A 2400-nucleotide genomic window follows, 5' to 3' on the forward strand; every position below is an offset into this window, starting at 1 on the left:
GTTCCGGCGGCTTCGACATCGAGACGCAAGGCAAGACCAGGCTCGAAGGCGGCCTCATCACCAGCGAGGCGGCGGCGGATAAGAACCGTCTCGAAACCGGCACGCTGGAATTCGCCGACATCGACACCCATTCGAAGTGGAAGGCGGAGACGTTCGGCGGCTCCATCGGTTCCGGCGGCATCAGCATGGCGCCGCCGATCAAGGAAGGCGAGAGCGAGACCGGCAAGGCCCTTTCCGCCGTCTCGCCGGGCGAGATCGTCATCACCGATCCGGCCAACCAGCAGCAGAACATCGACGATCTCAACCGCGATACCTCCAACACCAACACCTCGCTGCCCGGCCTGCCGGACCTGCAGAACATCCTGCGGGATCAATACAAGACGCAGGCCCACTATCAGGAAGCTTCCGCCATGATGGCTGAAGCCGTCGGACAGCTCGCGGACAGGCTGCGGGCGGAAGCGCTGGCGCGGGGCGATGAGGACGCCGCCGCATTCTGGGCTTCCGGCGGCGTTGGCCGTGCTGCCCTGCACGCGCTGGGCGGCGGCATTCTCGGCGGTGTCAACGATGTCTCAGGCATGATCAAGGGCGCCTTCGGTGGCGCTGCCGCCACCTTGATCGCGCCTTACGTGGATACGCTGGTCCGCGATATCGTCAACAATAGTGGCCTTGGTGGCACCGATGCGGGCCGCTCGCTCGCCGATATTGTTTCCGGCGGTATCGTCATGGGCCTCACCTCCGTTGTCGGCGGCGATGCCGCAGCCTATGCCGGGGCGGAGTTCCGCTACAACTATCTGACGCATGATCAATTGGAGCGGGCGAGAAAGGAACAGGCCGACCTCCGCGAGCAGCTCGATAAATGCAGGGCGAGCCTCGGCAATGGCTGCTCGGCTCAGCAGCTGACAAACATTGAAGGCCGTCTGGTCAACAGCGTCTCTAACTATCAGCTTATATCGGCCGAAAACATCGCCAAGCTGGTTGAGACATGCAGCCAGTCGTTCAGCGATGCCGCCTGCGTGGCGGGCCGCAAGGATCTGGAACATGCGCTCGACGATTATGCAGGCCTGCAGCAGCACATCATCGGCGGCGGTCCGCTCAATACGGCCGACGCTATCCTTCTCCAGGTTCTCGACGACGTGGCTGCGGGCAAGACCGCACCCAGCAACATCGCGACCGCTTACCAGCAGGCACTGGTCAACAACCAGATCGCGGTTTCGGCGGGAGGGGCGGTCATCCTGCTCGGAGCTGCAGGTGTTGCGCTTGCGCCCGGTGCGATTAGTGCTGCCACCGCATGCGTCTCCAATCCGCTCTGCTATAGCCAGCTTGCAGTAACGCTGGGAGAAATCGCGGCTGGCGACGCACTTGCCGGGGCATCGCTGGCGGTCTCAGTATCGGTTCCGGCGGGTACGCTTATCCTTCGTAAGAGTGATGAGATACTCGGCGCGGTCGATGCTGCGACAGGCAAGGCCGTTCAACTGACTGAGGATATTCTGAAGACGCTTCGGACGGAGGCTTCGAATGTTGCGACTTTTGAACGACAAAAGGCGGCCTACGCCGCACAGGAAATACTTAATGCACACCCCGTCGGAAGTGCATTGAAAGATGACCCTCTACACAGGGCAGCAAGCTACGTTGTCGATCAAATACCCGATAGAGGCAGAATATTCACGATAAAAGGAGGGGATGGAGCAAACTATACGCTCACTCAAATGTCAGGTGAAGTAAATGGCAAAAGCGGTATTTTTGAGTGGGTGGTTAATGCAAAAGGTCAGTTAACTCACCAACGCTTCATTCCGGGAGGAAGAGTAAATGGCACGCCTAACCAAGTACCTTCAAAGATGCCGTAGTAAGGGATGATGCTCATGGAATTCGCCTTGCCTGGAAAGTTTTGTGCCATTGAAATGCCATCGCTGGACTGGCATGATCTAAAGTATGGATTGTCACATAAGTATATATCAGAGGATGGGGTAATCGAATTCGCATTGGAAACATTGACGGAAAATTCGAATGAAATCCATTATGATTTGGCCACGTGCAGCAATCATTTTGATGTCCCCAGAATAATGGAGCAATTGGCGTTCCATGAGAATAAAAATCCACAGCTTTCAAAACAGAAGTGGCTGTATCTGATTTTACTATGGGTTTTTTTGCATAAAGAGTCTTATCCTGACCCGTTTTCGGTAGTTGAAGAAATATATGCAGATTTTGATTATCCAGAGGAAGTGGCGCCATTCGTGAGGTACATGCCGGTGGCCGATGGCGAAGCAGTGGGGGAAAAGGCTCTTATGGAGAAATGGGCCGCAATGTTGACGTCGTTCAAGAAAAAATTAGCATAATAAGGCCTGCTGACGGGCGGCTCCGGCGATATCTCGCTTTCGGCCGGCAATAATATCAATCTCGAAA

General features: G+C 56.2%; 1 protein-coding gene and 1 pseudogene. Both read left to right on the forward strand.

What is annotated here, in order from left to right; all coding sequences use genetic code 11:
- A pseudogene (locus ATN84_RS27295) lies at window positions 1-1844 on the forward strand (hypothetical protein); the annotation flags it as partial.
- A 15-nt stretch (window positions 1845-1859) separates the two neighbouring features.
- Window positions 1860-2333, forward strand: a complete 474-nt coding sequence (locus tag ATN84_RS16175) for a DUF2247 family protein (protein ID WP_068882724.1) — start codon at window positions 1860-1862, stop codon at window positions 2331-2333.
- Window positions 2334-2400 lie beyond the last annotated feature (67 nt).

The sequence above is a fragment of the Paramesorhizobium deserti genome (assembly GCF_001558695.1).
In the GTDB taxonomy this organism is placed as follows: domain Bacteria; phylum Pseudomonadota; class Alphaproteobacteria; order Rhizobiales; family Rhizobiaceae; genus Paramesorhizobium; species Paramesorhizobium deserti.

Coding starts and splice junctions, on each gene's coding strand:
- ATN84_RS16175 (WP_068882724.1), top strand. CDS start 1,860: ATGGAATTCGCCTTGCCTGGAAAGTTTTGTGCCATTGAAATGCCATCG.